Below are 25,675 nucleotides of genomic sequence, written 5' to 3'. Positions count from 1 at the left end.
ATGTCATTCCTCTCGAAAATGCTAGGCCTCGCACCTGATCCGCGCGAGCAGGTTCGCCCTCTATGGCACCGTGTGGTCGAGCTGGCGCGCGAGCCGTCTTTTTACGAAGAATGCGGTGTCGCTGATAGCGTCGACGGGCGGTTCGATATGATCACTGCCATGCTCAGCGTCGTGATTGTGCGCGTCGAGACGGCTGATATGCGCAGTGAAAGTGCGCTGCTCGCTGAATTGTTTGTCGAGGATATGGACGGCCAATTGCGCGAATTTGGCGTCAATGATGTGGTCGTTGGTAAGCGCGTTGGCAAACTGATGAGCGTTTTGGGCGGTAGGCTTGGCGCATATCGCAGCGCATTGCTGGATGGAGACGCTGGAAAAATGGCAGCAGCCGTCGCGCGCAACACGACTTTCGCCGAAGGCGAAGATGAAAGCGCCGCGGCTGCTTGCGTGGCGAGAAAGCTGCAGGATCTCTCAATCAGGCTCGCTGCGGTAAGCGACGAGGCTTTGCTGAAAGCTGATTTTGCACTGTGAGCGAGCCAGAACTCTCTCGCCAGATCAAACTGCGGCAATTGCCCGGAGCGCCGGTTACGATCGAGGCCAGTGGCGCAGAGTGCGCCGCGCTCGCCAGAAGGTTCGACCTTACCTCGATCGAGTTTCTGCGGGCAGAAGTTACGCTCGAACAAGACGGCGCAGCAGTGCTTGCCAATGGCGGGATGCATGCGCAATTCATGCAGGCCTGCTCGGTTTCGGGCGAGAACTTTGGCGTCGAAGTGAACGAACCGATAGCCTTGCGCTTCATAGATGCGACCACAACAAGAGCCGCCCAGGCCGAGGATAGCGAAGACCTTGAAATCGAACTCGATGCTGATGAACTTGATGAAGTCGAGTACACCGGCGACTGCCTCGATTTGGGTGAAGCGATCGCACAGTCCCTTGGCCTTGCGATTGACCCGTACGCCGAAGGGCCAAACGCAGATGCAGCGCGCAAGTCTGCTGGCATTTCGCAGGAGGGCGAAGAGGAAGGGCCGCTCGCTGAAATGCTCAAGGAGTTGAAGAGCGACTAAGCCTCGCCCGTCTCCTTCCAAGGATTGAAAAAAGCTCCTCTGCCGGGACATCGAAATACGCTGCTAGCCGATAGGCCATCGGCAGAGAAGGATCATACTTGTCCGCCTCGACTGCGATGATCGTCTGACGCGAAACTTCAAGAGCCTCCGCAAGATCCGCCTGATTAAGCCCGCGCCCTTTGCGCAGATCACGCAAACAGTTCTTCATTCTGCTGTGCCCCGGCCACGGAATTTCCAGCCGAGCCAAACCGCGACGAACCCCACAAACTGGGCCATAAACATGTAAATCGCGCCAAGACTGAGATCGCTATGCCGACCGGTCAGGACCACCACAGAGACGATCATCACTAGTGCGCCGATATTGCCGCCCCACCACCAACTGAACATCTGGCCTTGTTGCTGCAGGTCATCCGTCTTTTGCCACCACAGCCACGTGACCCCCATAAGCAGAGTGATCAAGCCCAGAAGCAAAGGCAGGACTAACGCCGGATTATCCACACCGCCGCTCGCTGGAACGGTCTTTCCGATAATTGCTCCCACAATCAGCGACGATCCGAACGCAAGCACTGTGAAGAGCCAAAATTTCGATTTGTAAGACATTGCAAAACATCCATTTCAGTCTCGTTATGTCTAAACCTTTTTACATATTATCACGAATGTCAAACTGTTTTTACATTGATGCGACTTGGACCAGTCCAAATTGAGCACAAAAAAGCCTCGTAGGTTTCCCCACGAGGCCTTCGCAAAAATTGTCGTTTTTCAATCCTAGAACGGAATATCATCGTCGAGGTCGTCATAACCGCCGCCGCCTTGGGAGCCACCGCCATTCCCGCCGTCGGAGCCGCCGCCCCCTTGGTTCCAGCCGCCACCGCCGGACGAACCGCCTTGGCCTCCGCCGCCATAGCCGCCGCCCTGGCCGCCTCCTCCACCGCCGCCGCTGCGGCCGTCAAGCATAGTCAGCGTACCATCATAGCCGCGCAGCACGACCTCGGTCGAATAGCGGTCATTGCCGGATTGATCCTGCCATTTGCGGGTCTGCAGCTTGCCCTCGACAAAGACCTTGCTGCCCTTTTTGAGGTAATTCTCGCATACATTGACGAGACCTTCGGAGAAAATCGCCACGGTATGCCACTCGGTGCGTTCCTGACGCTCGCCGGTGTTGCGATCCTTCCAGGTCTCGCTCGTCGCGATCCGAAGATTGGCAACGCGCCCGCCATTCTGAAACGATCGCACTTCAGGGTCCGCGCCCAGATTACCGATCAACATTACCTTATTGAGCGAACCCGCCATTTTTCAAACCTTCCCAAATGCGTGATGACGGTGCGAGCCTGCGTCGCACCACCTCGATTCCCTTACCGTCATAAGCGACCGCACCCGCGCTGGCGAGCGCCGCACGGGCTTTTCCACCTCCATTATGGTGGTTTCTACGTATATCGCCTGAGAGAGCCGTGCGCCTAAGTGCTGGGATAACGCAGGCGGTCGAGAAAGCGCGTCAGGCTGAAGGTCTCGCGGTCCCCACCGAGGAACTTTGCCTTGGCCTTTTCAAACTTCATCACGCCGTCGATGCGGCGATCGAGAAAGGCGTAGGTCGCTTCTTTGCCTTCGCTTTCATCGTTGACGAACACAGCCAGCGTTGCGCTGTAAATGCCAGCCAGAATCGTGCGCTTGGTGTAGTGATTGTAATCGGTCGCCGTATCGCCTGCGAGTCGCCACATGAGGTCTGCCGTATTCCACCCCATCTTCAGTGACGTCGGTGCATTCTGCGGCAAAGACATAATCGCAAGCGCGCGGCGCAATGCTTCGTCAAGGCCGTCAATCGCCTGCAAACGAAACGCGACAAGGGTACGGATACGCTCGCGGATCTTTAGTTCGGCCAGCTTTTCCTTGGGCCACTCGGCCTCCATTTGCGCATCGACGCTGGCGATCCAAGCTGCGATCATCTCCATCGCACCGCCGGGAAACGCCAACTTTGCGACATCCGGATCGCATCCCGCCATGTCCGCTGCGGCCAGCAAGGCCGTTTCATTCCAGCCGTCAAAAATCGCCGAGGCGGCAATATCCGGGGCGATCGCCACGCGCAGCTCGTCCAAAGTCATGTCAGCGAAATCAGTCATGCTCGCGCATCCTTATGATGGGCCGTAATTCCCGCCCGAAGCCTCTTTGTTGGCGCGCTCTTCATCTGCGCGTTCGAACTCTTCCAACATCAACGTGTTGGAGTTCATAAGGTTCACGTAATCGCGCGCAGTACGGCCAGAATTGTCCGCGCGATCCGGATTAGCACCTTTGTCGAGCAGCAAGCGCACCAGCGAAGTGTCGCGTTTGTGGACCGCTGCGATCAGTGGTGTTTCGCCAGCACGATCGCTGATCTCGACCTCAGCGCCACGCTTGAGCAATTCTTCGACACCTTCGATAAATCCAAGGCTGACCGCGACCTGCAAGGGCGCGACGCCCTTTTTGTTGCGGATATTGGGATTAGCCCCGCGTTGAAGCAAAAACCGTACCCACACACTGTCGCGCCGCGCTGTAACGATATGTAGCCCGGTATCGCCAGTGGTAATATCGCGGGTATTGACGATGGTCGTGCCCGGTTCATTGAGCATGTTCGTGACGGCATCGCCATCGCGATCTTCGACCGCTTTCAGAAATTCATAGCCAACTGAAAAGCCTTGTGCGGTGGCCGCCGGTGCGAAGCCCAGTCCTGTCAGCCCTGCTCCCACTGCCAATCCGCTCGCGACCACAGCGACCAATCCAACCCTGCGTAAAAAAGTGCGCCCCACGCTTTGAACCTTTCGCAAACAATGCCACATATGCTTTGAAGCCAATCTATGGTGGCCTCGTCCGACTTCAACCTTTTGCTGAGACCCTGTTAGCAGACCATGAACCACCGCGCCATCGCACCCATTCACCGCAATTTTCGACGCGGTTTTGTGACATTCAGCCTCGCGCTGGGGCTGGCGGCATGTTCTGCTCCCGCAGCCGACGCCCCTGCAGCCGAACCTCCCTTAGCTGGCGCAACCATCGGTGGCCCATTCGAACTTACCGACAGCGACGGTCAGACGGTGCGATGGGAAGACTTCCGCGGCCAATATGTGATCATCTATTTCGGCTTTGCGTTTTGCCCTGACATCTGCCCGACCGATGTGCAGCGCTTCACACAAGGGCTTGCGCAATTCGCCGAGAGCGATCCAGAAAGAGCCAGCAAAATCCAGCCGATCTTCGTCTCGGTCGATCCAAAGCGCGACAAGCCGGAAATCGTCGGTGAATTCGCTAGCGCGTTTTCTGACAAGCTCATCGGCCTCACCGGCACACCTGAACAGGTCAAAACCGCCGCTGATAACTTTCGCGTTTATTATGAGCGCGGCGAGGATACTCCGGACGGCGGCTACCTCGTCAACCATTCCGCCATCACCTATCTGTTCGGCCCTGAGGGTGAGCCATTGGCCACGCTGCCGACCGATCAAGGACCGAAAGCTGTCGCAGAAGAACTGTCGAAATGGGTGAATTGAGGGACCGCTTCTGGGAGCTCGAGCTCGCAGATCTGACGCGGGCCGAGTGGGAGGCACTTTGCGATGGCTGTGGCCGGTGCTGTCTGCATAAGATCGAAGATGCCGACACGGGCGAGATCGAGGATACCAATGTCGCCTGCAAGCTGCTTGATTGCGAAACCGCGCAATGCACCGATTATCGCAATCGCAAAGCGTTCGTGCCGGATTGCCTGCGATTGACGATGAGCATTGTCGAAGAAGTGCCTTGGCTGCCGTCATCCTGCGCCTATCGTCGGCGCGCAGAAGGCCGCAGCCTCCCCGACTGGCACTATCTCATTAGCGGGGATCGCGAAGCAGTTAAGCGCGCTGGTGTTTCGGTTGCTGGGCGAGTGGTGAGCGAAACCGAGGCCGGGCCGCTCGAACATCACATCGTGGATTGGGGCGCCCCCAAGCGGACCGTTGGCTCTGACATCGACCAAAGCGAGCACGGTGCATGATCGATTGGATGCGCCGCAATCCGCTCTCACAAGAGATTGAACTGGGCGGCGAAACCTTACCCATAGTCTTGCGGCGGATGAAGCAAGCCAGGCGGCTTACCCTTCGACTTGCGCCTGATGGAAGCGAAGTCCGGATCACCCTGCCCAACTGGGCGCGCGATAGCGAAGCGTTGGCATTCGCGCACGCGAGAACCGACTGGCTGGCGCAGCAACTTGCCAAAATTCCCCGCCGAACTTCACCTCGCGCGGGCAGTACACTGTTGTTTCGAGGCCAAGGTTTGACCATCAATTGGCAATACGAGATGCCAAGACGACCGAAGCTCGTTGACACTCAAGTGCAGGTCGGCGGTCCCGAACAATCGCTCGAAAAAAGGTTGAAAGGCTGGCTCGAAAGAACAGCTTTGAGATTGTTTGAGAGCGACATGAGGGACTATGTGGCGCGTGCCAATTTGGCCCCTGTCCCTGTCGCCTTGTCGAGAGCGCAAAAACGCTGGGGCAGTTGTTCTGACAAAGAACGCATCCGGCTCAATTGGCGCCTTGTCCAAGCACCTGATTTTGTTCGCCGCTCAGTGGTCGCGCATGAAGTCACACACCTAGTGCACTTTGACCACAGTCCGGCCTTTCACGCGCTGCTTGATCAGATCTATGAAGATGACATCAAGCAAGCCGATGGATGGCTAAAAGAAAATGGGCGTTCGCTGTACTCGGCTTTTGGTTGAGAAACCTGCACTGGTATAGCGCGCGCTCACGCCCTATATTCGCGACATGCTCTCGAAATCGCGCTTCAACCCCAAAACCGGTGCACTCGACTTCTGGGAATATATCCGGAAGCCACAGCCCTATCGCTGGCCGATCCTTGGCGTGTCGATGGTGCCGATAGCTCTGATCATCGGTTGGGCGGCATCGGAGGCAGCTTACATTCCACCTGAGCGCCCCACGGTGACATACATTCCGAGTTTTGCTCCCGGGCGCACTGACGAAGAGATCGTTGCCTCGAACATCGAGAACCAAAAGCGCAAGGACGAGCGCGCGGCGCAAATTGCCGAACTCGAAGATCAAAAGCGTGAGGCGTACAAAGCTTTGGGCGCGGCGAGCGGCTTCGATGTCGAGGAAATGGAGCGACGGGCTGAAGCGGAGCGCGCCGCCGAAGAGGCTGCGGCGGAGGCCGAGCGCCAGGAGGTACTAGCCAACGTGCGCGATAGTGCAGATCAGGCCTCTACCGCTGAAGGCGGCACGCAATAGGCGCGCCGGACCAAATCTCAGACGCAGATTGGATGGCAGCTGCAAGCCGCTTGGCCGCGCGTGCACGCCCACTAAGCAGCCCTAATCCAGGCGTTGCAGCATTGGTTATCCGCGGCGGCAGATTGATCGCACGCGGTTGGACACAAGTTGGCGGGAGACCCCACGCAGAAGCGCACGCACTTTCCTCTCTCGGCGACGAGGGAGCCAAAGGCGCTACCGTTTTTGTCACGCTCGAGCCCTGCGCACACAAGTCGACTCGCGGGCCGAGCTGCGCCGATTTGCTTGCAAAGGCCGCTCCAGCCCGAGTTGTAATCGGCATTACTGATCCCGATCCGCGCACAGCGAGTGCTGGGATCGCGCGGCTCAAAGAGGCTGGCATTCTTGTGGACGTCATCGACTGCGAAGAGGCGCGACAAAGCCTCGACGGATACCTGAGCAACACAGGGCTTGATCGGCCTTACGTCACGCTTAAGCTGGCCATGTCGCTCGATGGCTGCATCGCTCTGGCGGATGGGACAAGCCGCTGGATCACCGGTGAGCCGGCCCGCGCGCACGTCCATGCCCAGCGCGCCCGCAATGACGCGATCCTGGTTGGCGGCGGGACATGGCGCGCTGACAATCCGCGTTTGGATGTCCGCCTGCCAGGCCTTGAGGATCGCAGCCCCGCGCGCGTCCTTTTGACCCGTGGTGTCGCGCCTGACGGCGTCAAAGTCATCAACCGCCCTGACCAAATCGCGCAGCTCGACGGGGTGCAATATCTCTATGTCGAAGGCGGCGGGGAAACGGCAGCGAGCTTTCTTAAAGAAGACTTGGTCGATGAGATGCACATTTACCGCGCGCCCATCGTGATAGGAGATGGCATGCGCGCGCTTGGCGCGCTTGACCTGCCCACGCTTGAGGCCGCGCATGGTCGTTGGCAGGCAAGCGAAAAGCGCCAGCTTGGCAGCGACAGCTTCACCGCCTATCTGCGCACGCGGTAATCAGGAGTTTCGCGCGCATGTTCACCGGAATTGTCACAGCCATCGGCACCATCGAAAGCTCCGAAAAGTTGAGCGATCTGCGCGTGCGCATCGCCTGCCCCTATGACCCGGCCGACATCGCCATCGGAGCCTCGATAGCATGCTCTGGCGCATGCATGACGGTGGTCGAACGCGGCGGTGAAGCAGGCAACGCATGGTTCGCGGTCGATGTTTCGGGCGAAAGCGTCTCCAAGACCGCTGCCGGAATGTGGGATGCAGGGTCGAAACTGAACCTCGAAGCAGCGCTAAAGCTCGGTGATGAATTGGGCGGGCATATCGTGACCGGCCATGTCGATGCAGTGGGCGAAGTGGAAAGCGCAGTTGAAGTTGGCGGATCGCACACGGTCAAAATCCGCGCGCCTGCAGAGCTCGCTCCCTACATTGCCCCCAAGGGCTCTATCACCGTCGATGGCGTATCGCTGACCGTAAACAAGGTGGCCGACAATGATGACGGATCGTGCACTTTCTCGCTCAACATCATCCCGCACACGTGGGAGGTGACGACACTGGGCGACCTTAAGGGGGGCGCTCATGTGAACCTCGAAATCGACGTCTTGGCTCGATATCTTAAGCGGATGCAGAGCTTGGCCGCCGCAGGCTAATCGGCGCTTTGTGGGCCGGTCATCAAAGGACCGCTCGCAAAATCCGTAGCGGCAATCGCATAGACCAGATGCAGCACGCGCTTGCTCTGATAGCGCGCAAGCTCCGTCTCCCGCGTGCGTTTAGCGCCGATGTTTTCCAGTGCAATGCGTGAGCGATAATTGGTCTCGCCTACGCGGAAGTCGACGCGCTCGACACTTTGGAATGCGTGAGCGAGCATCAGCCGCTTCATTTCTTGGTTTATGCCCCGCCCCCAATAGCGTGGCGCAATGAACGTCCAGCCAATCTCGACCGATCCCCCTGCTTCCGGCTCAAAATGCTGGAATCGAGACGAGCCTATGATCTCATCCTTCGCCTTATCTATGACAGCGAGAGCACCCCCTGAGCGATGGCGTCAGCAAAGAATTCCCGGAACACTTCTTCACGCCACCGATCGTGCATCGGATGCTGTTCCCACACCGCCGGATCAGAAGCGATCGCATAAAGCGCGCCCCAATCGTCTTGGTGCAAGGGGCGCAGCAGTACGCGCTCGCCATCCAAGGTCGGTTGGCGATCCACGCGAGCTTCCTCAACCAGTCACTTCAGCAACGGCGTCGATGAATTTGTCAATGTTGGCCATCGTCAAACCAGCAATGTTCACCCGGCCCGATGCCGCCATGTAGATGCCATGATCCTCGCGCAGCTGCGCCACTTGTTCTTTGCTCACGGGGAGCACAGAAAACAGCCCATTTTGCTTGCCAAGCGGTGTTAGGTCGACCCCGCCAGCCTGACCAGCCTCTGCCAATCGATCGCGCACGTCGCGCATCCGTTCGCGCATCGTGTCGAGCTCGTCGAGCCACATTTTAGTCAATTCTGGATCGCGCAGGATGATCCGAACCGCCGCGCCGCCGTGATCCGGCGGCATGGACCAACTGGCCCGCGCAAGCGCATTCGCATTGGAGAACGCCTTCTCTAACACTTCAGCATCGTCTGCCATAATGTAGAACGCACCAACGCGGTCGCGGTACATGCCGAAGTTCTTGTCGCAGCTGTAGCAGATGAAAGCCTCGGGGACTTTGGCGAGCACGCTGCGCATCCCGGTAGCATCCTCTTCCAGTCCCATTCCTAAACCTTGATAGGCAGTGTCGATAATCGGGAAGATACCGGTTTCGGCGATAGCGTCGCCAATCGCTTCCCATTGCTCGTACCGTGTAGTCGACGCCAGTTGGATTGTGGCAGCAGCCATGTAGCAGCACGCCCGAATTGGCTGGAGCGCCACGGATGGCTTCAAGCAGAGCATCAAGGTTTGCGCTGCCGTCCTCCTTAGCGTGTTCAAACGGGACAAACTCCAGCTCAATATCGCCGAATATCTGCGCGTGGTTGGGCCAGCTTGGCGTGCCCATGTAGAGCCGCTCAAGCCCTGCCTTCTGCGCCAAAGCGGCGGCTAGACGCACGGCGCCTGTGCCGCCCGGGGTCTGCATTCCGGAAACGCGCCCGCCCATCGTCGCGTCTTCGCCAAAGATATAGGGCATCAATGCTGTAACGAACCCAATGTCACCTTCAGGACCGAGATAGCTCTTCGAATCCTGCGTATCGACCAGATTTCGCTCCGCCGCTTTAATCGCTGCGAAGACCGGTGTGTCGCCTTGCCCAGTGCGATAAACTCCCACACCAAGGTCGATCTTATCGGGCCTCGGATCATCGGCATACATTTTGATGAGCGCGAGCAGCGCATCAGGCGATTGGGTTTCGAGTCGGTTGAGCATAGCGCGAATGCCAATGCCCCGCGCGTGCTCAACTCGCAAGCGGCTATCCGTGTTTTTGCCGTTTGCCTGAGTTTAACCGGCAATCCGACGCCTATTCCTTAGAACGGAAGCCAGCGCTGTTTCTTGGAAAACTTCATATAGCCGGCATTCACGCCCAGCCGAAGGCCAGCGCCGACCCGGATCGGGATCAGGACAGTATCGCCTTTGCGCATGTAACTCGCGTTTAGGCCGCCTACGAGATAGGCTTGCCCTTCACCGGCAGGATAGCGTTCGAACAGCTCTTCGGTGTCATGGAGGTTATAGACCAGCACGAACGTATTGGCCGCGTTCGCACCGGCATCAAAACCAATCGACGGACCTGTCCAATAGACTTTGCGTTCGCCTTCGACCTTGTGGTGAAGCGTGCCTGAGCCATAGCGCGCACCAATGATGAAGGCACCACCCGCCTCACGCCCGACAATGTAGCCATTGGGTTGGCCTTGTTCTTTAAGCAGATCCTGAATCATGCGCGCGAGCCCCTCGGCGCCTTTGCCGAAAATTCCTTCTGCTGCGCCGATCAAATCATCTTCGCCATAGGTGCTATCGCTGGCCGCTTGGGTGTTTCCCTCTGGCAGCGTGCCATCGTTGACTGCGCCAGGTTCCGACCACTCGGGCGCGACCTCGCTATCGGTCGAATAGGTTGCGAATTCATCATCGAAGGATGGTTGCGAGGTAACAGGTGCTGTCTCGGCTGGGCCCGACACGTTCCAATCCGCTGTGGTGTCGCCTTGCGCGGGAACTGGCACAGGGGCGTTAGTAGTGGTTGCAGTCGAGCTTGCCGGATCGAGATCACCGTCAATAGGCGCGAGATCGGTCTGCGCTGCGCTGTCATAAACCCGGTTCGGATCAAATTCTTCAACGCCTTGTGCGGCAAGCGGAGCGCTTAGCAAAGCAATGCCACCTGCCAACGCAAAGCCCGTGCGGGTAATCAGCTGAGAAAACTTCATCGATCGGACCTTTCAAACTGCGAAATCACGCCGGTATCGCGGGTGAGCAGAGTCCTTTGATGACCGTCCGACAATTGCCCGGCGATGAATCGAATCGAAAATACGACGAACCGAATCTGATTGCGCGTTGAAGCGGGGAAATCTGCATGTTTGCGCTTGGCAACGCGCGGAATTCGGTCCTTGGCGGACGCGATACTCAATTTTGCTCAATAGGTGGCTTGCCGCTGCCAATCACCGCGACTATAGCGCCGGTCTCGCAGCCAAACAGCTGCCCGTGCGGAGACGTGGGTGAGTGGCTGAAACCAGTTCCCTGCTAAGGAACCATACCTGGTAACGGGTATCGAGGGTTCGAATCCCTCCGTCTCCGCCACTTTTTATTGAAATATTTGATTTTTCTGTTTTGCTGGATCGTTGTTCCCAATTGTGCACCCCTATAGGTCGGTCACTAAGGGTCTTGCACGAACTACTTCAACAGCTCTGAAGTTGGGCCGATTGCAAAAGGGCGGTTTCGAGGTCCGAAAATCAGCAAACCGGACGTTCGCCTCACGACCTATAAGCGGACTTCAGTGAATTAGTGGTTCGGCTGGACGGTATTTGCGAGCATTAGCGCTCCTACGAGACCAGCATTGTGATCTAGTCCCGGTGAGGTGATCTTTTGCTTCGACCCACCTGGAAAATATGCTGCGCCGAGTTCCGATGCCCTCCGGTCCACACGCTCAAGCAAGCCATTCGTTCTCATGACGCCCCCGCCAAAAACGATGATCTCCACTGCCGTCATAGCGATAAGAGAGTGCGCTAGCTGCGCCAGATAATCGGCGATGATTTCATGCGCGATGTAATCTGCCGGTAACTCGGAAAGCGACGCTCCCCAACGCGCTTTGATCGCCGGACCGCTCGCCAGTCCTTCTAGGCAGTCGCCGTGGTGAGGGCATATTCCCTCAAACTCGCGATCACCCGCATGGCGGCGTGGGAAGATGTGGCCCATCTCTGGATGCGCAGCTCCATGGACGGCTCGCCCGTCAAGCACGAGACCTCCACCAACCCCGGTACCCACGGTGATGTAGGCAAGCGATGATGCTCCCTTTCCCACGCCGTGCTCATATTCAGCGAGTGCAGCCCCATTCACGTCTGTATCGAAGCCGATTGGCACTCCAAAGCGCTCAGCGAAGTAACCGGCCAAGTCGAAATTTGCCCAGCCTGGCTTGGGCGTGTTGGTTATGTGACCCCAGCGCGGCGATGACCGATCGAGATCGACAGGACCGAAGCTCGCGATTCCAAGCGCGCTGATCGCCCCCTGACCCTCAAACCACTCGCTGGCCTGAGCCAGTGTAGTCGCAGGATCACGCGTAGGAATTTCATGCCGTTCGATGATCTCGGTCGGTGAATGTCCGACAGCGAGCACAAACTTGGTTCCGCCAGCCTCGATACCACCCAATAGCGGTTTGCCTGCCGAACTCATACCTCCACCGTTTCCGCCAATTCGCAGCGATCACCATCAATGGTCAGCTTCAAAAGTGGAGCGGGTACGCCGCCAAACAGTCTGCTGGCTTCAACGGGATCGGTAGGAACAGGCGTGCCCTTCAGGCCGCAAAAATCGACGAAGCTGGAAACGAGAAGCTCGCGCGTCACAAACCAGCTGTAGCTTTGAAGAGGTTCTTCATCAGGATTGGCGAGTACCAGACCCGATCCATTGAGTGGACGATACTCACCAAACAAGCTGTCGGCGACCATACCATAGAGGCCGTTGGGCGCATGGCCCAGGTCGGGCGCGAATGTTGTGCTTTGGGTCGCCCAGAACGCATAATAGTAACCTTGGTGGTGGACGACATGCGCACGTTCCAGCTCATTGTTGACGCCGTCGGCGTGGATAAGCGGTGGCAAAAGCTCCCATCCATCGCCGGTTCGCCGGGCGATACCGACTGCGCCGTTGTAATCGCTGCCGGTACCCGCGAGAGAGGCCGTGAATATCAGATACTCCTGCCCGTCGACAGGATCGCGGAAATAGGCCGGATCACGGAACGCCTTGATCTTGCCTGCTTCCCCTTCATGCGCGTCTGCGAGCATATATTCGGGAGCCAATTCGCTGATTGATGCACGGGGCGCGGTCCAAGCGTCCGGTAGCCCATCTGTGCCGATAATCGCATGCGTTTCCACGAGGCGCTGTTGATAGCCCCCAGGACGCTGAATTGTTCCGGCAGCAGTGAAGTACAGACTAACACCTTCGCCATCGGTGACCGCAGAACCCGCCCATTCGCGCTCATAGTCTACCGTGAATTCAGGGAGAACGTCACCGAGATCGAACCACCTTCCTGACCTGCGCTCGATAAGGCGAATTTTCGCCTCGAAATGGCGTAGGCTTGGATCGGTCCGATCAGGTGCGGACAAAGCCATCCATAGTTCGCGCCCGTGGATCGACGCAACGCGGCCATCCTGGTTCTGTATCGGCCACATATCCCAATAGACGCGTCCAGCATCGAGCGTGCCGAGACCATCCTCTTTGATAATTGGAATGCGCGGAATGCGTGAGTCTTTGATTTTGCGCACGCAGTCAGCGGTCCAGGCAGTCGTCATGCCAGCACCCTAAGCAAATGATTGGAAAAAATAAGGGCCGACCAACAGGGAGGTGTCTGGCCGGCCCTTGTCCGTCGCATCAGAATTCGAAACGGACCGACGCGGCGATTGTGCGACCTGCGATAGAGCGAGCCCGTACGATACCGTTAGCCGGGATCGATCCTTCTTCTGCCTCGGTGTAGCCTTCGCTGTTGAACAGGTTGTTGGCGTTGAGCGCCACTTCGACACGGTCGACAGGGCGAACGGCAAGGTATGCGTTCACCTGGGCGTATGCAGGCAGCTTAAGCTGGTTGTTGTCCTGCGTGAAGCTGTCCGTAGTGCCGATCAGGTTGGCGCCAGCTTTGAAGAAGCCGTCATCGTATGCGGCGGTTGCCTGATAGACAAAGTCGGCTTGACGACGCGGTGTGTTGCCAATGACCGCTGCATTGAGCGAATCCTTGATTTCGGCATCGGTCCAAGTGGCACCAGCGCTCAAAGTGAACGGTCCGGTCGAATACGAACCCTCAAGCTCAATACCGTAGGCTTCGTAGTCGGTATCGGTCAGAAGCAGAGGAGCGATTTCCACGTTCGTCTCGCTGGTTTCAGCATAGAAGCCGGTGGCGTAGATCGACAACCCGCTTCCCTGATACTTCAAGCCCATTTCGAGCTGATTGACATCGGCAATCACGCCATCATCGCCGCCCGGTAGGCCGCCATCGGTGCGGCTGATGGCGGGCGAGAAAAGGCTGCGGTCGGCGGTGTGGCGCCCACCCTGGCTGTAACGTGCGAAAATGCCCAGATCGTCCGTCAGCAGATAATTGGCACCAAGCGACCATGAGAAATAGCCAAAGTCGTAGTTGACCGGGCTCGCGTCTCCCAGCGGAAGTACCGAGGTCAGCGATTCAGGCGTACTGATCACGCCATCATTGTTAAAGTCGAAGTCGGTGACCGGACCATCGCCGGTGATCGTGCCGTTGGCATCGCCATAATCATAACGAATGCTGGCATCGAGGGTCAGGCGGTCAAACTCGAGTGAAAGCGATGCAAAAGGCGCGTAAGTGCTGTACTGCACATCGTAATTGCGACGGCAGCAATTGCCGAAGAAGTTTGCGCCAAAGCCAACTACACCATTGTCGGTGACGGTGTTGCCTCCTGCATCGACGATATCGACGAGAACCGCATTGCCGTCACCTTCAACCGTCTGGACGAACGAGGTCCACAGCCAGTCGGTGTCGACATCCTGACGCGAAAGGTAGAAGCCGCTGGTAAAGATAGCCGAACCGCTACCAAAGTCGAAGTCTTTGGAGATGCGGAAGTCGTTGGTGATGTTGTCCAGGCTGTTCAAGCGGGTATTGAAGAGCACAACATTGCTGAGCAGTCCGTTGCCACCAATGCTTGAAGCATCTGCTGCCGCACCAGCGTTCGGACCGGTCGCAAAGACGATGCTTGATCCAGCTCCGCCAATACCATCAGCAATATCTTGCGCCGCACCCGCACTCGCTGGGAAAGGAGAAACAAAGCTGCCGGAATTGTTGGCGTAGCGGAAGCGATTTGTCAGAGTCCAACCGGAGCCCACGTCGATCTCGGCTTCAACACCGAAGGCTTGCGATTCAACCGAGAGACCATCGTTGATGTTGAAAGTGGTCGGATTGTTACCGCCATCAAGTGTCAAAGCGGTGGTGATCAGCGGACTATAGAGCGAGTCCGAACGTGGATCGAATCCAGGAATGGCATCATAGTCAGGATCGCTATCCGTGCCGCCGACAAAAACCGGCTGCGGCAAGATGGTGGGTGTGCTGTCGTCAAGGAATTTGGCGTGAAAGCGAACGTAGCCCCCATCGAACTCCTTGGTAATGTTGGCCTTGATCTGGCCGCCATCATAGCCGTTATAGCCAATATCGCGCGGCCCTTCGCCGGTGCGATAGAAACCGCCGACATGAAAATAGAGATCGTCGTCGAGCGGCGCGCCATAATCGAAATCGACGCGGTAAGTTTCAAAGTCGACACCGATTGTACCTTGGATCGCACCGCCTTCGCGCTGACCGGTCTTCGAGATGAAATTGATCACACCGCCTGGGGCGTTTGAAGCAAATGTGGAAGCAGAGCCACCGCGAACCGCTTCAACCCGCGCGACGTTGCGGTCAGCGCGGAGGAAATTGTCGGCGTTACCAAAAATGATGTCGCCGAATTCGAGAACGGGCAGACCGTCTTCCTGCAGCTGGATATATCGCGCACCACCGGTCGAAACGGGCAGGCCCCGCACAGCAATGTTGGCGTTACCTTCACCACCTGATGCTTCCGAGCGAATGCCCGGGATCTGGCGAATAAGGTCGGCTGACGAAGGCGGAGCAAGATCGGCGATCTGTTCGGCCCCGACCGTGCTGACCGAAACCGAACTTTCGAGCCGGTTCTGGCCGCGCGCAACGGCAGTAACAATGATGACGTTGCCTTCATCAACGCCTTCATCAGAGGCAGTATCCGCATCCTGTGCGAAAGCGGGGGTAGAAAGGGCACTCAGCGCGACGCCGAAGGCCAAAGCGTGACGGAACTTCATGGCAAAACTCTCCTTTGTGCTCGCACCATTTTGCGCGATTCGCAATAAGGCATAATCTGATTGCAATCGATTGCAACAGCAAATTGCAAACGATTGCAATTGCGCGCAATCTATGTCACGAAAATACCACAACGCCGGTAACACAATGGCGAGCGAGAGGATTTGAAACTATGCAAACCGCCGTAAAACCACGGCTTTCGCTGCTGCGAATCATTGAAATGAACATCGGGTTCTTCGGGCTACAATTCAGTTTCGGATTGCAACAAGCCAATATGGGACCGATCTACGGATTTCTCGGTGCCGAGGAAGCGACAATGCCGCTCCTATGGCTGGCGGGTCCCATGACCGGCCTCATTATCCAGCCGATTGTTGGTGCGATGAGCGATCGCACCAACACGCGTTTTGGACGGCGGACACCCTACTTCCTTATCGGTGCGATCATCTGCACGATCAGCCTGTTCCTGATGCCTTATTCCTCCACGCTCTGGATGGCTGCGTCGCTGCTCTGGATCCTTGATGCCGGCAACAACATCACCATGGAGCCCTATCGTGCCTATGTTGCTGACCGGCTCGTACCAAACCAAAGATCGATCGGCTTTCTGACTCAAAGTGCTTTCACGGGCCTTGCGCAAACCCTGTCCTATCTCGCGCCTACTTTGCTGACGGCCTTCGTTGCGCAAGATGTGCTGGACGATAACGGCATTCCGGTGATCGTCCGCATTGCATTCATCATCGGGGCGATCCTGTCGATTTCGACGATCGTCTGGTCGGTCTGGCGCGTTCCCGAACTGCCAATGACCGAGGATGAGAAGGCGGTTCTGGAGCAGAAACCGCTGACCGTGAAAGACACGTTCGCGGAAATCGTCGACGCAATACGCGACATGCCAAGGCCGATGCGCCAACTCGCGCTAGCCATGCTGTGCCAATGGTATGCCATGTTCGCCTATTGGCAGTACATCACGTTCGCGGTCGGTCGCTCGATCTACGATACGTCTGATCCGTCCAGCGCAGCATTCCGCGAAGCAACGCTGACCACACAGCAGGCGGGCGCTCTGTACAACTTCATTGCCTTCGTGGGGGCATTGTTACTGATCCCGATCGTGGCGAAGCTTGGCGCGCGATCTGTCCATGCGGTGTGCTTGACAGCCTCGGGAGTTGCGATGTTGCTCATTCCCGGAGTGGAGACGGCATCGGCTCTCTTCGCGCTCATGCTCGGCATTGGCATTGGCTGGGCCGGAATGATGGGGAACACCTATGTAATGCTGGCCGACTCCATTCCGGCGGAACGCAATGGTATCTACATGGGCATCTTCAACATGTTCATCGTCATCCCCATGCTTTTCCAGACATTGACGATGCCGCTGATCTACAATCCAGTTTTGGGCGGCGATCCGCGCAATGTGCTGGTTCTGGGCGGAGCGCTTATGATTGTCGGTGCGATCGCAACCCTCTTTGTTGACGCGGGCCACAGAGTTCCGCGTGAACAAAAGGCTCTGGCGAGCTAAGAGGTAAGAATGACCGATGCAGACGCTCATAATCACGAAGAAAGCGCGACCAAAGTCCGCACTCTCGCTGACCTCGCCAAGATAGCAGGCGTCTCGCCCGGCACTGTTTCGCGGGCGCTTGCCGGCAATAGTCTCGTTAACACGAAAACGCGTGAGAAGATCGAAGCCATAGCACGCGAGCATGGCTTCCGACCGAACCAGATGGCGAGCAAGCTGCGGAGGCAAAAGACAGGAGTTATTGGCGTCGCAATCCCGCTCGGCCATGACGTGAGACAACAGATCTCCGACACCTTCTTTATGACCCTGCTGGGCTACCTGGCAGACGAGCTGACCGAGAAGGGGTATGACCTCATGCTGAGGCGTGTCATTCCCGCTCAGGATGAAGATTGGCTCGACCGTTTCATCGGCTCTGGCATGGTCGATGGCGTGATCGTGATTGGCCAGTCCGACCAGTTTGAACGGATTGAGGATGTGGCAGATGGCTATCTGCCGATGGTCGTTTGGGGGAACCACCAAGAGGGACAGCGACATTGTGTGGTCGGTTCCGACAACCGTTTAGGCGGAAAGCTCGCCGCCGAGAGGCTCATCGCGTCGGGAGCCAAGAGCCTCACATTCTTGGGCGACACGCAGCCGATAGAGTTCGCCGCCCGCTTCGCTGGCGCGAAAGAAGTCGCCGAAAATTTGGGTCTAGCTATCCGCGCCCTTCCTACTCACTTGTCGCCTGAGCGGACCGGCGAGGAAATCGCACGGCATTTGCGAGAAATCGAGGGAAAAGTCGACGGCATTTTTGCGGCAACAGACACGATCGCAGTCGCATGCCTCAAAGAACTTCGGGAACGCAGCATCGAAGTGCCCCGCCAGCTCAAGATAGTCGGTTTCGACGACCTGCCAATTTCAAGTCAAACGGTGCCGCCTCTCACGACAGTCAGACAAGACATAGCCGCCGGTGCAAAGGGCCTCGTAGACCTGTTACTGCGACGCCTGGCTGGTGAAGATACAGAAAGCCTTGTCTTGCCACCTCGCCTCATGATTCGCGACAGTGCCTAACACCTGATGCATCATGGCGTCGGTGTGGAAGCAATTGTGGAAGCTGTAACTTCTGGCGATTGAAATTTGTTCTCAGGATCAATTGTTTGGACCTTCAAGCCTGCCACCTCCATCTCCGCCACCTTGCCAATCAAACCTTCGCCACTTGAGGCACACGGGCACATCGGCCATAGCCCGTTGACCCCGCAAAGTAGGCGAGAACCACAGCATGAGCGTGCGCAAACACAGTATTGACGGGCAAGATGTCTTCGAAGCGGTGATCGAAGGCGAAACGATTACGTGGGACAATGAGCTCACCTATTCGAGCCACCTGCAAACCAAAAAGCTGCTTTCCGCCCAAGTTCCGGTTTCCGATAAGCCGGACGAAATGCTCTTCATCATCATGCATCAGAGCATGGAGCTATGGATGAAGCTCGTCTTGCACGAAACAGCTCAATTGGTCGCCGAGATGCGTCAAGACCGCGTCGCGCAAGCGTGCAAAACGCTCGAACGGATCGAGACCGTCCTGCGGCATATGACGCATAGCTGGGAAGTGCTCGCCACCCTGACGCCGCACGACTTTGTGACGTTCCGCGGTTTTTTGAAGCGCGCCTCCGGGATGCAGTCGCATCAGTTCCGCGAACTCGAATTCCGCCTCGGGCTCAAGCGCGCAGACATGCTGGTGATACATGAGCACGACAAAGCCGCCAGCGCAGCATTGAAAGCGGCCATGGCCGAACCGTCGGTCTATGATGAAGTCCTGCGATTGATCGCGCGCAAGGGCCACGCGATTCCTGCCAATACGCTGAAGCGCGACTTCGCTGAGCCGTATTCGCCAACTGCCGAAGTGGAAGATCTATGGCTCACCATTTACCGCGATCCGGACACACACTGGGAGCTGTTCCGCCTGGGTGAACGGCTAAGCGCGCTCGAATATTACTTCCAGGAATGGCGTTTCAAACACATGAAGACGATCGCGCGCGTGATTGGGCAAAAGTCGGGTACCGGAGGTTCGGCGGGGGCCGATTATCTTGCGCGCACGCTTGACCTCACCTTTTTCCCTGAACTGCTCTCGATGCGTTCACGCATCAGCCCAAGCGCTGGATCGGATGACGGCGGCTGCCCGCTCCGTAAGGGCCGATGATGGGCCGGATTTGGGACATCTCGCAAACCTTGCGCAAGGACTTGCCAGTCTGGCCGGGCGAACCACCCTTCACTCTCAACAGCCATGCAAAGATCTCCGAGGACTGCCCGGTCAATGTCGGCGGGATGAGTACCGGCTTGCACGCTGGCACCCATGCCGACGCACCGCGTCATTATGCCAATGATGGCGCGGCTTCTGCGGATTGTGATTTGGAGCCCTATATTGGACGCTGCGTCGTGATTGACGTGAGACAGGCCGGCGAGCGCATCGAAATCAACGACGTGGATTGGGATGCGGTTGCGGGCCACACACGGGTTCTAATGCGCAGCTATACCAGCTTTCCGCATGAACAGTGGGATAGTTGCTTCAAGGCGATCTCCCCGAAAGTCATTGCACGATTGGGCGAGGCAGGTGTCGTTCTCATCGGCGTGGACGCGCCCTCGCTCGATCCCGAAAGGTCGAAGACGATGGACGCCCATCACCAGGTGCTCGCCGTCGATATGCGAATCCTTGAGGGGCTGGTGCTCGATGACGTGCCACCTGGCGAATACGAGCTAATCGCCCTGCCCCTGAAGATTGCCGGGGCAGACGCGAGCCCGGTACGAGCGATCCTGCGGGAGTTCGCATGATGCACGACCTAGGCGACAAAGCGCGTGAGCTTGATCACAATGACCCGCTGGCCAGTTTCCGCGAGAGGTTTTGCATCCGCGAAGGCCTGATCTACCTCGACGGCAACTCGCTGGGATGCCTGCCCAAGACCACGTCCGCCCGCATGGCAGACACGCTTAAGCGTGAGTGGGGCGAAGGGCTGATCACATCGTGGCTGGACGCCGAATGGTCGACTGCACCTGCCAGGATTGGCGACAAGATTGCCAAATTGATCGGTGCGAATGCCGGCGAGGTCATCGCCGCGGACTCGACCTCGATCAATATCTTCAAGGCGCTGACTGCAGCGCTCTCACTGCACCCCGATCGCACGACGATCCTGACCGAGACCGGCAACTTCCCGACCGATACCTATATGATGCAGGGGATCGAAGCGTTCACAGGCGGTCGGATCACGGTGCGCATGGTCGAGCCCGAATCTGTGCTCGATGCGGTCGATGAGACAACGGCGGCTCGTCTTGCTAACGCAGGTCCATTACAAATCAGCGCTGATGCGCGATATCGCCAAGACCACGCGGGTCATTCAGGCGAAGTGCGCGCTTGCCATCTGGGATCTGAGCCACAGCACCGGCGCGGTCGAGCTCGACTTGACAGGGGCCAACGTCGATTTCGCAGTCGGCTGTGGGTATAAATTTCTGAATGGCGGACCAGGCGCGCCAGCATTCCTTTACGCAGCGAAACGCAATCAGCACGCGCAAGCCGTGCTGTCTGGCTGGTTCGGACATGCGAAACCCTTCGACTTCGAAGAAGGATATCGCCCCGCCGACGGAATCGAGAGGTTCCTTTGCGGAACGCCCTATGTCCTTGGTCTGGCCGCACTAGAAGAGGGCGTCGAGCTGATGCTTGAGGCCGAGATGGCGCAAGTCCGGAAAAATCAGAGCTTCTGGGCGATTTGCTGATCGAAGCAATGAAGCCGCTATGCGAACGCTATGGGTTCAAGCTCGCCAGTCCCGATGACGCAAGCAAACGCGGTAGCCATGTCGGCTTTGCGCACCCTGAGGCCTATGCAATGGTTCAAGCACTGCGCGAGCATGATGTGATCGCCGATTTCCGCACGCCGGACGTGCTGCGGCTGGGCCTCACACCGCTTTATTTGAGCTATAGCGACATCATTGAAGCGGTTGCGCGGCTTGAGCAGGTATGCGCCGACAGGAGCTGGGATAACGCGGAGTATAAGACCCGGGCGGCCGTAACTTAGCGCTGCGGCTACGCACTGGCTTGGCCGCTCCATTCGCTCAGGTCTCGCTTCGCCTCGTATTCGAGAAACAATTGTTCGAGCGCTTCCGGACGCATAGGCTTGCCTAACAGGAAGCCTTGGACCGCATCCACTCCAACGCGCTTCGCCATTAGCAAGTCAACCTCGCTCTCAATTCCCTCGAGCAGGCATTGCACACCGAGTGTGCGAGCCATCCCGGCGAGTGAAAACAGCACTTTCTCGGTCATCGGATCGCCAGTGTTTTCTAGAAAAGAGCGATCCACTTTGAGCTTTTCAATCGGTAGTCTGCGCAAATAGCTAAAGTTCGAATAGCCGGTGCCAAAGTCATCAAGAGCGATCGAGAAACCGAGTTCTGAAAGGCGCTGCAGATTTGCAGTTGCCTTATCGAGATCGGCCATCATCGCTGTTTCGGTAACCTCGAATTCGACCATCTTGGGATCGATCTCGAATTCCTCGGCCAATGCGATGATTTGGTCGATCACTGGGTCAGTGATGACATCGTGGCTCGACAGGTTGATCGCCAATGGCACCCGCCACGAAAGGCCGTTGATCACCCGGAAGGCCTTCGACACGACCGTGAGCGTTATGTCGGTGATAAGGCCGCTCTCTTCGGCGACTTTGATAAAGCGATTGGGCTCGACCAATCCAACCATCGGGCTGGTCCAGCGAGCAAGCGCCTCGGCACGGACAACTTGGTTTCGGCGCAAATCAATCTGAGGCTGGAAAAGCAGTTCGATCTCGTTTTTGAGGTTGGCAAACCGCAGCGCTTGTTCGACCAAGTGCCGCTCCGCCGCCTGTTTCGCGTGCGTCTCGTTGAAGATGACCGAGCGGTTCTTGCCCTGCTTCTTGGCTGCCATCAGGGCGTAATCGGCTTCATTGATTTGCGGACGCGCGGCTTCCGTCAGATCCATCATGCGACAACCCATCGAACCCGACACCCGCACATAGCGGCCTTCGATCACGTATGGCTTTGCAAGCGATTCAAGCAGGCGATCGGACCACGCCTTGATCTGTTCCTCCTCACAAGGGGAGACCAGGATGATATTGAATTCATCTCCGCCCATACGGCTGACATGTGCCGTTTCATGGCAATGCGTTTTTAGGCGGTCCGAAACTTCCTTGAGCAACAGATCGCCCACCAAATGTCCGTGAACATCATTCACCGCTTTGAATCCATCTAGATCAACCAAGAAAAGCCAGAGATTTTCTTCCGACGCGCTATCAGCGGTGATCTCGGCAGTCGCCTTGCGTAAAGCCTCAAAAAATGCGCGGCGATTTGGCAATCCGGTCAGGCTGTCTGAGAGGGACTTTCGGCGCATATTCTCGCCGACCACGCGGGCCTCTTTAAGTTGTCCTTCTGCCTCAAGCTTGGCCTGAGCGATAAAGCTAATCGCTTTGCGCAGGTAATAGGCAATCGAAAGGGAGGCGATAACTGCTCCAAATACTAGAAATCCGTAAATCGCAGCATCGGCCTCGCCGAGCCTCGGCACAAACGTCATGAAGGCAAGGGTCGCGAATATGATCGAACAAACGGACTGACGAACTGTGATGCTCGCCAATGCAAAAAGCATGACAAGGATCACGAAATACGAGAGCTTTTCTGGGGCGAACTGAATGCTGAGCGCGATGACAACATTCACGACAACCATAAAGTTCAAGACTACGAGTAGCTGCTCTACCCGCTTGGTTAGAGCCGGTTTTCGCAAGTGGAAATAACCGAAGATACCGAGGCTCGAGGTGATCAGCGAGACTGCGACCACAATCGCTAAGTCCAAACCTTCGTAGTAATAGAACGTCGTCGGCAGAAGAATGAGGTAATAGGCTGAAAACACAGCGAAATAGCCGCGAATGATCGGGCGATAAATCGCCTGCACCGCCGCCGCAGTTTTCGCCTCCATTGCTGTTGGGACTGCACCCATTGCGCTAATTACCCCACACTTAGTGGAAAACACATAGTGCTCAGAGGTTAAGACAAGGTGAGATAGCGTTGATTAATAGGGGGTTAGCGCGGACCGACGCCCTAATTCGCGCCGTGCTCTTTGCGAGCAATCTCATGCAGCCAATCAGCATGCCGAGGCGCTTTCTTCGTTTCCGACCATTCATCGAGCATAAGCGGTGCAACGCGTTTGAGCTCCGCGTATTGATCTTCCGTGCCAATGTCGGCGGCGAGCTCCACCCGGTGGCCGTTCGGGTCGAAGAAATAGATCGACTTGAAAATGCCGTGGTGGGTTGGGCCTAGGACATCAATTCCCTCGCCCTGAATGTGGGCTTTCGCTGCTATCAATTCTTCTTCGGATCCGACGCGAAACGCGAGGTGCTGCACCCATGCCGGCGTGTTTTCATCGCGGCCCATGTCAGGCTGATTGGGTAGCTCGAAGAATGCGAGGATATTGCCATTCCCCGCATCCAAAAAGACGTGCATGTACGGGTCATAATCGCCGGTCGAAGGCACGTGATCCTCCGCGAAGGCGGTGGTGTATTCCATGCCGAGCACGCGGCCATACCACTCGACTGTTTCCTTCGCGTCCTTGCAACGATAGGCGGCGTGGTGGATGCCCGAAGGTTTGACCGCAGCCATTATTCTGCAGGCTCCTTGTCAGCCGTTTCGAGCACACCGCGAGCAATCTGATCGCGCTCAATGCTTTCGAATAGCGCCTTGAAGTTACCTTCGCCAAAACCGTCCTTGTAGTCACCTACGCGCTGGATGAACTCAAAGAACACAGGCCCAATGCGCGGCTCGGCAAAAATCTGCAGCAGCAGACGCGGGCTGCCGCCTTCGGTGGTGCCATCGAGCAAGATTCCGCGATTTTTGAGCGCATCTTCGTCTTGGCCATGGCCAGGAAGGCGCTCTGACAGCATCTGATAATAGGTTTCTGGCGGGGCCGTCATGAAAGGCACATCAAGCGCTTTCAGCCGATCCCAGCACGCCACCAGATCATCGCAGATCAGCGCGATGTGCTGAATGCCCTCGCCGTTATACTCGCGCAGATATTCCTCGATCTGGCCTTTGCCATTCTCACCTTCTTCATTGAGCGGAATGCGGATTTTCCCATCGGGTGCAGTGAGAGCCTTTGAAGTCAGGCCGGTATACTCGCCCTTGATGTCGAAATAGCGGATCTCTTTAAAGTTGAAGAGTTTCTCATAGAAATCAGCCCAATAGGCCATGCGTACCGCCATAGACATTGTGAGTAAGGTGATCGATCAGCTGAAAACCGGCCCCTTCCGGGTACTTGTCGACGCCGGGCAGATATTCAAAGTCGATATCGTAGATCGAAAGCCCTTCACCCTGTTCATCAGCATAGCGATCAATCAGATAGAGGATCGATCCACCAATGCCGCGAATGGCGGGAATGCTCAATTCCATCGGACCAGGCGCATTGGCGACTGGCTCCGCGCCCTGCTCGAGCACATGCTCATAAGCGGCGGCAGCATTGCGCACGCGGAAGCCCATGCCGCAGGCGCCGGGACCATGCTCTTGGGCGAAATACCAAGCGGCTGAGCGAGGCTCATAATTCACTACGAGATTGATGCCGCCCTGACGCCAGAGCTGGACATCTTTCGAGCGGTGATTGGCCACATGGGTAAAGCCCATTGTCTCAAACACGGGCTCAAGCATACCTTTTTTCGGAGCGCAGAATTCGACGAATTCGAATCCGTCAAGGCCAGCAGGATTGTCAAACAGATCACCGGGATGCTTGGTCATGGGTGTGTTCACTCACTTGTCTGAATTTGGTTACGTTTGAAACTAAATACGCGATTCCCGCCATTTTGTCAAAAGCGGCAACGCGGACGGCGATTGAAAGTGCCAGTCGATCCGTGCATCCTGCTGAGCAAGGAGAGCCGCATGATCAAGACCAAGGGGATCAATCACGTCGCGCTGGTGTGTCGCGACATGAAAGAGACGGTCGAATTCTACACGAAAATCCTCAACATGCCCCTGTTCAAGACGGTGGAGCTGCCAGGTGGCGGTCAGCACTTTTTCTTCGATTGCGGCGGCGGGAATGCGGTCGCGTTTTTCTGGTGGGAGGACGGTCCGCCCGCTGCACCTGGCATCGCCTCGGTGAAGAAATTCCCTTTCGACGCCAAAACCGCGGTGGGCTCGATGAACCATCTGGCTTTCGACATGGCGGAAGAGGAGCTGGAGGCGGCGCTCGACCGGTTGCAGGAGACCGGCGTCGAGCACACGCATAGGGTCGTCAATCATGATGACAGTCCAGCAGGCATGTCGAAAGAGCTGCATGAAGGCGTGTTCGTCCGCTCGGTCTATTTCACCGACCCCAATGGCATCATGCTGGAATTCGCCGCGACGACGAAGAGCTTCGGCCCTGACGATATCGCGCATGAGCCCGCGACCGCCGCCATGCAAACGGAGGCCTGAT

The 25,675-nt window shown here is 57.2% G+C and carries 28 protein-coding genes, 1 tRNA gene and 2 pseudogenes; 16 read left to right on the top strand and 15 right to left on the bottom strand.

Annotated elements, in window-relative coordinates; translation table 11 throughout:
- A complete protein-coding gene (locus tag ACZ1GU_RS03090) occupies positions 1-528 on the top strand; it encodes a ubiquinol-cytochrome C chaperone family protein (protein WP_472646652.1) in 528 nt (175 codons plus the stop codon).
- Entirely contained in the window at positions 525-1,061 is a 537-nt protein-coding gene (locus ACZ1GU_RS03085; RefSeq protein WP_472646651.1) for a YceD family protein, read from the top strand. Before ACZ1GU_RS03090 ends, ACZ1GU_RS03085 begins: the two co-directional genes overlap by 4 nt.
- On the opposite strand, the gene ACZ1GU_RS03080 is transcribed toward ACZ1GU_RS03085, so the two are convergent.
- The 5 genes from ACZ1GU_RS03080 to ACZ1GU_RS03060 all read right to left on the bottom strand — a co-directional run bounded on the left by ACZ1GU_RS03080 (position 1,039) and on the right by ACZ1GU_RS03060 (position 3,838).
- Positions 1,039-1,269 (bottom strand): helix-turn-helix transcriptional regulator, encoded by a 231-nt coding sequence (locus ACZ1GU_RS03080; protein WP_472646650.1) that lies wholly within the window; start codon positions 1,267-1,269, stop codon positions 1,039-1,041. The two genes, ACZ1GU_RS03085 and ACZ1GU_RS03080, sit on opposite strands and share 23 nt — an antisense overlap.
- Positions 1,266-1,661 carry a hypothetical protein gene (locus ACZ1GU_RS03075; RefSeq protein ID WP_472646649.1) on the bottom strand — a complete coding sequence of 132 codons (396 nt, stop codon included), beginning with the start codon at positions 1,659-1,661 and terminating at the stop codon, positions 1,266-1,268. Before ACZ1GU_RS03075 ends, ACZ1GU_RS03080 begins: the two co-directional genes overlap by 4 nt.
- 165 nt (positions 1,662-1,826) lie before the next feature.
- On the bottom strand, positions 1,827-2,351 hold the full coding sequence (gene ssb, locus ACZ1GU_RS03070; RefSeq protein ID WP_472646648.1) for a single-stranded DNA-binding protein: 525 nt from the start codon (positions 2,349-2,351) through the stop codon (positions 1,827-1,829).
- A 164-nt stretch (positions 2,352-2,515) separates the two neighbouring features.
- On the bottom strand, positions 2,516-3,175 hold the full coding sequence (locus ACZ1GU_RS03065; RefSeq protein WP_472646647.1) for a COQ9 family protein: 660 nt from the start codon (positions 3,173-3,175) through the stop codon (positions 2,516-2,518).
- Positions 3,176-3,187: 12 nt separating this feature from the next.
- A complete protein-coding gene (locus ACZ1GU_RS03060; protein WP_472646646.1) occupies positions 3,188-3,838 on the bottom strand; it encodes an ankyrin repeat domain-containing protein in 651 nt (216 codons plus the stop codon).
- A 99-nt stretch (positions 3,839-3,937) separates the two neighbouring features.
- On the opposite strand from ACZ1GU_RS03060, the gene ACZ1GU_RS03055 reads away from it, so the two are divergent.
- Genes ACZ1GU_RS03055 through ACZ1GU_RS03030 form a run of 6 tightly spaced genes read left to right on the top strand, consistent with a single transcriptional unit; the run spans position 3,938 to position 7,906 of the window.
- The gene (locus ACZ1GU_RS03055; RefSeq protein ID WP_472646645.1) at positions 3,938-4,567 is read left to right on the top strand and encodes an SCO family protein; all 630 of its coding nucleotides are present in this window, start codon (positions 3,938-3,940) and stop codon (positions 4,565-4,567) included.
- Complete coding sequence (locus ACZ1GU_RS03050) at positions 4,555-5,043, top strand: YcgN family cysteine cluster protein (protein WP_472646644.1); 489 nt, start codon at positions 4,555-4,557, stop codon at positions 5,041-5,043. The genes ACZ1GU_RS03055 and ACZ1GU_RS03050 overlap by 13 nt, the downstream gene beginning before the upstream one ends.
- Entirely contained in the window at positions 5,040-5,762 is a 723-nt protein-coding gene (locus tag ACZ1GU_RS03045) for a M48 family metallopeptidase (protein ID WP_472646643.1), read from the top strand. Before ACZ1GU_RS03050 ends, ACZ1GU_RS03045 begins: the two co-directional genes overlap by 4 nt.
- Before the next feature lie 46 nt (positions 5,763-5,808).
- Positions 5,809-6,285: a hypothetical protein gene (locus tag ACZ1GU_RS03040; RefSeq protein WP_472646642.1), complete on the top strand. Its 477-nt coding sequence runs from the start codon at positions 5,809-5,811 to the stop codon at positions 6,283-6,285.
- A 32-nt stretch (positions 6,286-6,317) separates the two neighbouring features.
- Positions 6,318-7,265, top strand: a complete 948-nt coding sequence (gene ribD, locus ACZ1GU_RS03035) for a bifunctional diaminohydroxyphosphoribosylaminopyrimidine deaminase/5-amino-6-(5-phosphoribosylamino)uracil reductase RibD (protein ID WP_472646641.1) — start codon at positions 6,318-6,320, stop codon at positions 7,263-7,265.
- A 17-nt stretch (positions 7,266-7,282) separates the two neighbouring features.
- Positions 7,283-7,906 (top strand): riboflavin synthase, encoded by a 624-nt coding sequence (locus ACZ1GU_RS03030; protein WP_472646640.1) that lies wholly within the window; start codon positions 7,283-7,285, stop codon positions 7,904-7,906.
- On the opposite strand, the gene ACZ1GU_RS03025 is transcribed toward ACZ1GU_RS03030, so the two are convergent.
- The 4 genes and pseudogenes from ACZ1GU_RS03025 to ACZ1GU_RS03010 all read right to left on the bottom strand — a co-directional run bounded on the left by ACZ1GU_RS03025 (position 7,903) and on the right by ACZ1GU_RS03010 (position 10,635).
- Positions 7,903-8,244, bottom strand: a complete 342-nt coding sequence (locus tag ACZ1GU_RS03025; protein ID WP_472648690.1) for a GNAT family N-acetyltransferase — start codon at positions 8,242-8,244, stop codon at positions 7,903-7,905. The genes ACZ1GU_RS03030 and ACZ1GU_RS03025 overlap by 4 nt on opposite strands.
- A 20-nt stretch (positions 8,245-8,264) precedes the next feature.
- Complete coding sequence (locus ACZ1GU_RS03020) at positions 8,265-8,462, bottom strand: GNAT family N-acetyltransferase (protein WP_472646639.1); 198 nt, start codon at positions 8,460-8,462, stop codon at positions 8,265-8,267.
- Positions 8,463-8,472: 10 nt separating this feature from the next.
- Positions 8,473-9,649: pseudogene (locus ACZ1GU_RS03015) on the bottom strand (amino acid aminotransferase).
- Between the two features lie 98 nt (positions 9,650-9,747).
- Complete coding sequence (locus ACZ1GU_RS03010) at positions 9,748-10,635, bottom strand: DUF1134 domain-containing protein (protein WP_472646638.1); 888 nt, start codon at positions 10,633-10,635, stop codon at positions 9,748-9,750.
- 278 nt (positions 10,636-10,913) lie between these two features.
- On the opposite strand from ACZ1GU_RS03010, the gene ACZ1GU_RS03005 reads away from it, so the two are divergent.
- A tRNA-Ser gene (locus tag ACZ1GU_RS03005) sits at positions 10,914-11,005 on the top strand.
- 201 nt (positions 11,006-11,206) lie between these two features.
- Here ACZ1GU_RS03005 and ACZ1GU_RS03000 read toward each other — a convergent pair.
- The 3 genes from ACZ1GU_RS03000 to ACZ1GU_RS02990 form a co-directional block, all read right to left on the bottom strand.
- Positions 11,207-12,094: an ROK family protein gene (locus ACZ1GU_RS03000; protein ID WP_472646637.1), complete on the bottom strand. Its 888-nt coding sequence runs from the start codon at positions 12,092-12,094 to the stop codon at positions 11,207-11,209.
- Complete coding sequence (locus ACZ1GU_RS02995) at positions 12,091-13,206, bottom strand: glycoside hydrolase family 68 protein (RefSeq protein ID WP_472646636.1); 1,116 nt, start codon at positions 13,204-13,206, stop codon at positions 12,091-12,093. Before ACZ1GU_RS02995 ends, ACZ1GU_RS03000 begins: the two co-directional genes overlap by 4 nt.
- A gap of 79 nt (positions 13,207-13,285) precedes the next feature.
- A complete protein-coding gene (locus ACZ1GU_RS02990; protein WP_472646635.1) occupies positions 13,286-15,739 on the bottom strand; it encodes a TonB-dependent receptor domain-containing protein in 2,454 nt (817 codons plus the stop codon).
- A 170-nt stretch (positions 15,740-15,909) separates the two neighbouring features.
- Here ACZ1GU_RS02990 and ACZ1GU_RS02985 point away from each other — a divergent pair, with 170 nt between their 5' ends.
- From ACZ1GU_RS02985 to ACZ1GU_RS02960, 6 genes are all read left to right on the top strand, one after another.
- Positions 15,910-17,244, top strand: a complete 1,335-nt coding sequence (locus tag ACZ1GU_RS02985) for an MFS transporter (RefSeq protein WP_472646634.1) — start codon at positions 15,910-15,912, stop codon at positions 17,242-17,244.
- A 9-nt stretch (positions 17,245-17,253) separates the two neighbouring features.
- Positions 17,254-18,291, top strand: a complete 1,038-nt coding sequence (locus ACZ1GU_RS02980; protein WP_472646633.1) for a LacI family DNA-binding transcriptional regulator — start codon at positions 17,254-17,256, stop codon at positions 18,289-18,291.
- A gap of 208 nt (positions 18,292-18,499) precedes the next feature.
- Entirely contained in the window at positions 18,500-19,414 is a 915-nt protein-coding gene (locus ACZ1GU_RS02975; protein WP_472646632.1) for a tryptophan 2,3-dioxygenase, read from the top strand.
- Positions 19,411-20,043, top strand: coding sequence for an arylformamidase (kynB, locus tag ACZ1GU_RS02970; RefSeq protein ID WP_472646631.1), 633 nt, complete (start codon positions 19,411-19,413; stop codon positions 20,041-20,043). Before ACZ1GU_RS02975 ends, kynB begins: the two co-directional genes overlap by 4 nt.
- Before the next feature lie 465 nt (positions 20,044-20,508).
- Positions 20,509-20,979, top strand: a complete 471-nt coding sequence (locus ACZ1GU_RS02965; RefSeq protein WP_472646630.1) for an aminotransferase class V-fold PLP-dependent enzyme — start codon at positions 20,509-20,511, stop codon at positions 20,977-20,979.
- Positions 20,973-21,278: a kynureninase/PvdN C-terminal domain-containing protein gene (locus tag ACZ1GU_RS02960; RefSeq protein WP_472646629.1), complete on the top strand. Its 306-nt coding sequence runs from the start codon at positions 20,973-20,975 to the stop codon at positions 21,276-21,278. The genes ACZ1GU_RS02965 and ACZ1GU_RS02960 overlap by 7 nt, the downstream gene beginning before the upstream one ends.
- Before the next feature lie 8 nt (positions 21,279-21,286).
- On the opposite strand, the gene ACZ1GU_RS02955 is transcribed toward ACZ1GU_RS02960, so the two are convergent.
- From ACZ1GU_RS02955 to hppD, 3 genes and pseudogenes are all read right to left on the bottom strand, one after another.
- Entirely contained in the window at positions 21,287-23,215 is a 1,929-nt protein-coding gene (locus ACZ1GU_RS02955) for a putative bifunctional diguanylate cyclase/phosphodiesterase (protein WP_472646628.1), read from the bottom strand.
- 101 nt (positions 23,216-23,316) lie between these two features.
- Positions 23,317-23,874, bottom strand: a complete 558-nt coding sequence (locus ACZ1GU_RS02950; protein ID WP_472646627.1) for a VOC family protein — start codon at positions 23,872-23,874, stop codon at positions 23,317-23,319.
- A pseudogene (gene hppD, locus ACZ1GU_RS02945) lies at positions 23,874-24,999 on the bottom strand (4-hydroxyphenylpyruvate dioxygenase). Before hppD ends, ACZ1GU_RS02950 begins: the two are co-directional and overlap by 1 nt.
- A gap of 141 nt (positions 25,000-25,140) precedes the next feature.
- Between hppD and ACZ1GU_RS02940 the strand changes: the two are divergent.
- Positions 25,141-25,674, top strand: coding sequence for a VOC family protein (locus ACZ1GU_RS02940; RefSeq protein ID WP_472646626.1), 534 nt, complete (start codon positions 25,141-25,143; stop codon positions 25,672-25,674).
- The last annotated feature ends 1 nt before the right edge of the window (position 25,675 follow it).

This window comes from Erythrobacter sp. HA7-11, assembly GCF_055693605.1.
The sequence above is the reverse complement of the archived record's forward strand: the minus strand, read 5'-3'. Positions and strand labels throughout refer to the sequence as shown.

Bases quoted from the DNA above. Each gene is read 5' to 3' on its own strand.
- ACZ1GU_RS03090 (WP_472646652.1), top strand. From the start codon at position 1: ATGTCATTCCTCTCGAAAATGCTAGGCCTCGCACCTGATCCGCGCGAG.
- ACZ1GU_RS02975 (WP_472646632.1), top strand. From the start codon at position 18,500: ATGAGCGTGCGCAAACACAGTATTGACGGGCAAGATGTCTTCGAAGCG.
- ssb (WP_472646648.1), bottom strand. From the start codon at position 2,351: ATGGCGGGTTCGCTCAATAAGGTAATGTTGATCGGTAATCTGGGCGCG.
- ACZ1GU_RS02985 (WP_472646634.1), top strand. From the start codon at position 15,910: ATGCAAACCGCCGTAAAACCACGGCTTTCGCTGCTGCGAATCATTGAA.
- ACZ1GU_RS03065 (WP_472646647.1), bottom strand. From the start codon at position 3,175: ATGACTGATTTCGCTGACATGACTTTGGACGAGCTGCGCGTGGCGATC.
- ACZ1GU_RS02995 (WP_472646636.1), bottom strand. From the start codon at position 13,206: ATGACGACTGCCTGGACCGCTGACTGCGTGCGCAAAATCAAAGACTCA.
- ACZ1GU_RS02990 (WP_472646635.1), bottom strand. From the start codon at position 15,739: ATGAAGTTCCGTCACGCTTTGGCCTTCGGCGTCGCGCTGAGTGCCCTT.
- ACZ1GU_RS03000 (WP_472646637.1), bottom strand. From the start codon at position 12,094: ATGAGTTCGGCAGGCAAACCGCTATTGGGTGGTATCGAGGCTGGCGGA.
- ACZ1GU_RS02965 (WP_472646630.1), top strand. From the start codon at position 20,509: ATGCGGTCGATGAGACAACGGCGGCTCGTCTTGCTAACGCAGGTCCAT.
- ACZ1GU_RS03010 (WP_472646638.1), bottom strand. From the start codon at position 10,635: ATGAAGTTTTCTCAGCTGATTACCCGCACGGGCTTTGCGTTGGCAGGT.
- kynB (WP_472646631.1), top strand. From the start codon at position 19,411: ATGATGGGCCGGATTTGGGACATCTCGCAAACCTTGCGCAAGGACTTG.
- ACZ1GU_RS02955 (WP_472646628.1), bottom strand. From the start codon at position 23,215: ATGGGTGCAGTCCCAACAGCAATGGAGGCGAAAACTGCGGCGGCGGTG.
- ACZ1GU_RS02980 (WP_472646633.1), top strand. From the start codon at position 17,254: ATGACCGATGCAGACGCTCATAATCACGAAGAAAGCGCGACCAAAGTC.
- ACZ1GU_RS03030 (WP_472646640.1), top strand. From the start codon at position 7,283: ATGTTCACCGGAATTGTCACAGCCATCGGCACCATCGAAAGCTCCGAA.
- ACZ1GU_RS03055 (WP_472646645.1), top strand. From the start codon at position 3,938: ATGAACCACCGCGCCATCGCACCCATTCACCGCAATTTTCGACGCGGT.
- ACZ1GU_RS03045 (WP_472646643.1), top strand. From the start codon at position 5,040: ATGATCGATTGGATGCGCCGCAATCCGCTCTCACAAGAGATTGAACTG.
- ACZ1GU_RS03050 (WP_472646644.1), top strand. From the start codon at position 4,555: ATGGGTGAATTGAGGGACCGCTTCTGGGAGCTCGAGCTCGCAGATCTG.
- ACZ1GU_RS03075 (WP_472646649.1), bottom strand. From the start codon at position 1,661: ATGTCTTACAAATCGAAATTTTGGCTCTTCACAGTGCTTGCGTTCGGA.
- ACZ1GU_RS02940 (WP_472646626.1), top strand. From the start codon at position 25,141: ATGATCAAGACCAAGGGGATCAATCACGTCGCGCTGGTGTGTCGCGAC.
- ACZ1GU_RS03080 (WP_472646650.1), bottom strand. From the start codon at position 1,269: ATGAAGAACTGTTTGCGTGATCTGCGCAAAGGGCGCGGGCTTAATCAG.
- ribD (WP_472646641.1), top strand. From the start codon at position 6,318: ATGGCAGCTGCAAGCCGCTTGGCCGCGCGTGCACGCCCACTAAGCAGC.
- ACZ1GU_RS02950 (WP_472646627.1), bottom strand. From the start codon at position 23,874: ATGGCTGCGGTCAAACCTTCGGGCATCCACCACGCCGCCTATCGTTGC.
- ACZ1GU_RS03040 (WP_472646642.1), top strand. From the start codon at position 5,809: ATGCTCTCGAAATCGCGCTTCAACCCCAAAACCGGTGCACTCGACTTC.